At 69.3% G+C, this 2,701-nt stretch carries 3 protein-coding genes and 1 pseudogene; 1 reads left to right on the plus strand and 3 read right to left on the minus strand.

Annotated features, from left to right (window positions below; translation table 11 throughout):
- Positions 1-651: pseudogene (locus GH737_RS14170) on the plus strand (hypothetical protein); the annotation flags it as partial.
- Positions 652-666: 15 nt separating this feature from the next.
- Here the strand turns inward: GH737_RS14170 and GH737_RS14175 are convergent.
- From GH737_RS14175 to GH737_RS14185, 3 genes are read right to left on the minus strand one after another with little or no spacing between them, the layout of a single operon-like run.
- Entirely contained in the window at positions 667-1,284 is a 618-nt protein-coding gene (locus GH737_RS14175; protein ID WP_155265424.1) for a DNA-3-methyladenine glycosylase family protein, read from the minus strand.
- The gene (rlmB, locus tag GH737_RS14180) at positions 1,284-2,027 is read right to left on the minus strand and encodes a 23S rRNA (guanosine(2251)-2'-O)-methyltransferase RlmB (RefSeq protein ID WP_155265425.1); all 744 of its coding nucleotides are present in this window, start codon (positions 2,025-2,027) and stop codon (positions 1,284-1,286) included. The genes GH737_RS14175 and rlmB overlap by 1 nt, the downstream gene beginning before the upstream one ends.
- A gap of 45 nt (positions 2,028-2,072) precedes the next feature.
- The gene (locus tag GH737_RS14185; protein WP_155265426.1) at positions 2,073-2,510 is read right to left on the minus strand and encodes a hypothetical protein; all 438 of its coding nucleotides are present in this window, start codon (positions 2,508-2,510) and stop codon (positions 2,073-2,075) included.
- Positions 2,511-2,701 lie beyond the last annotated feature (191 nt).

Below are 2,701 nucleotides of genomic sequence, written 5' to 3' on the forward strand. Positions count from 1 at the left end.
TGGCAAGTGGATTCCGCCACCGACGAACGCGGCCGGAAAGGCGGTCAGCGCGAAAGCTCCCAGCAGCTTCCAGTTGGTCAGCCCCCGGGTCCAGTGCCGCCCGCGCCCGCGCCCAAGGCGCCGACGCCGCCAAACGCGGGCGTGGTTTCGACGCGGCTTCGCCCGTGGATCGAGATTGGCTTCCAGCCCATTCGCTGCGTGCTTCACGACGACCGGGTGACGGTCGAGTTCGAGCTTGAGATGTACAACTCCGGGAGCGCCCCGGCGCGCGGCGTGCTGATCGAGGCCAGCCTGTTCAACGCCGGCCCGGCCCAGGACCAGGAAATCGGCGCCTTCTTCGCAAATCCGGTCGCCCAGGGCGAGCGCATCGTCGCCATTTCCCCGCTCAAGCGAGTCGCGCTCAAGACCCAAGTCGAGGTCCCGCGGGAGCAGGTGCAGTCTTACGTGCTCGGCGGACGGCAGGTGTACGTCCCGCTGATCGCGTTCAACGCGCTTTACAGCTGGAGCGGCGGCGAGGGGCAGACTTCGGTCAGCTATTTGCTCGGCCGCGACACCAAAGGCGAGAAGCTGGGGCCGTTCCAGCTCGACCTCGGCCCGCGGATCTTCCGCGGCATCGCCGCCCGGTTGCTGCCGAGCGGCGTCCGGCGCTAGGCCTCGATCGGACTTCTAGAGGACCGCCGAATTATAGCTGTGCCAGGCGAGGATCGCCGCGGCGCCGCGGTATGGCCGCCACGGCTCGGCAAGCTCGCGCATCTGCTTCTCGGTCGGTTTCTCCGGCATGCCGAGCAGCCGGCCGATCTCTACCTGGACCGCGAGGTCGCCCGCCGGCCAGACGTCGCTGCGCCCTTCGGCGAACAGCAGATAGATTTCCGCCGACCAGCGGCCGATGCCCTTGATTTTGGTGAGCAGTGCGACGGCTTCCTCATCGTCCGCCGGAAGAGCGTCGAGCTTGAGCTCGCCCGAAAGGATCAGCTCGGCGAGGCTGCGCGCATAGCCTGCCTTCTGGCGCGAGATTCCGGCAACGCGCAGATCCTCGTCACTGGCTTTGAGGATCGCCGAAAGGTCCGGCGGCGTGCCGTAGGCCGCTTCGAGCTTCGACCACATCGACCGCGCGGCGGCGACGCTGACCTGCTGGCCGACGATAGTACGGAGCAGCGTGTGGGCGCCGGGCTCGCTCTTGCGCGGCTCGGGCACGCCGAGCTTCGCGACGACTCGGGCGAAGGCCGGTTCGCGGCTCGCCAGCGCCTCGACCTGGTCGCGGATGCTGCCGCTCGTCCTGACCATCAGGCGACGGTCGCTGCGTAGAGCGCGACGGCGGCGGCGTTGGAGACGTTGAGGCTTTCGACCGCATCGGTGATCGGCAGCCGCGCCAGCGCGTCGCAATGCTCGCGCGTGTTGGGTCTTAGCCCCGCGCCCTCGGCGCCGAGCACGAGCGCGATCCGCGCCGGGCCGAGCGCTTCCCTGAGCTCCACCTCCGCATCGCCCGCGAGCCCGATTCGCCAGAAACCCGCCTCGGCGATCTCTTCGAGCGCTCGGGCGAGGTTGACCACCCGCACCCACGGCACTCGTTCGAGCGCGCCCGACGCGGCCTTGGCGACGACTCCGCTTTCGGGCGGCGCGTGCCGGTCCTGAGTCACGATCCCGATGGCTCCGAACGCTGCGGCCGAGCGCAGGATGGCGCCGACATTGTGCGGATCGGTGACCTGGTCGAGGACGAGCAGCACCGCGCGCTCGTCCGCACCGCCGAGGATGCCATCGAGCCACGCGTCCTCTAGCGGCTCGACCTCGATTACCACGCCCTGGTGCGGGGCATCGTGGGGCACGAGGCGGCCGAGGTCCGACGCCTCCGCAAGGGTGACGGCAACGTCCTTTGGGAATTGCATGAACGCGGCGGTCTCGCGCGTCGCCCAGGCGCGCACCACCTTGCGCTCGGGATTGTCGAGCGCGGCGGCCACCGCGTGCCGGCCCCACAGGCGCGGCCGCTGCAAGCTTCCGTGGCCCTGGTGCGATTTCTTGCGGCGCGACATTGCGCTCCGCTTAGCCGGAGCGCGCCAAGTGTCCAGCGCCGCTGCTCAGGCGGTCGCGCTCGACCCGCGTTCCTCGAGCGCCCGCTGGTGACTTCGCCAGGTGCCGATCAGCAGGATGATGAGGATCGGGTAGGCCCAGAAGCGCAGCGCCGCGGCATAAGCGAGCGGAAGGAGGTCCGTGTGGGCCGCTTTCAATATGTGCCCCATGCTGGTCGTGAGCTGGAGCCCGGCGACCCACAGCGGCCAGAATCTGTCGGAGATCAGGGCGGCATAGGTAAAGCCGGCGAAGCCGAGGATATCGATTACGAGAATGCTCGTCTCCACCGACGAATAAGTGCTGGCGGCGTGGGACCTCAGCGCGGTCGTGGCGAAGTTCCCGGCGAGGAACACGATGGCGACGATGCGCGCGTCGCTCTTGCCGCGGATGAGCGCGTAGCCGCAGGCGACGAACAGCAGCGCGTGGTAGAGAAGCAGCCGGTCCATGGCGGCGGAGACCGGACACGCCGCGGCGCGCCCGGTCAATCCCGTTGCTCGTCAGGCGACGACGCGGAGGTCGGCGCGGGCGGTCTTTGGCGGACACTCGCCTTCGTCGCCCAGTGCAACGGTGCGCAGCCCGGGCACCTTGCCCTTGGCTTCGGCAAGTGCGGCGTGGCAGCCGACGATCGCGCCGCGCG

Origin of the sequence: Sphingomonas segetis, from assembly GCF_009720245.1 — a bacterium.
Lineage (GTDB): Bacteria > Pseudomonadota > Alphaproteobacteria > Sphingomonadales > Sphingomonadaceae > Sphingomicrobium > Sphingomicrobium segetis.

What these genes read in the sequence shown, in the direction of transcription:
- GH737_RS14175 (WP_155265424.1), bottom strand. Translation starts at nt 1,284, where the DNA reads ATGGTCAGGACGAGCGGCAGCATCCGCGACCAGGTCGAGGCGCTGGCG.
- rlmB (WP_155265425.1), bottom strand. Translation starts at nt 2,027, where the DNA reads ATGTCGCGCCGCAAGAAATCGCACCAGGGCCACGGAAGCTTGCAGCGG.
- GH737_RS14185 (WP_155265426.1), bottom strand. Translation starts at nt 2,510, where the DNA reads ATGGACCGGCTGCTTCTCTACCACGCGCTGCTGTTCGTCGCCTGCGGC.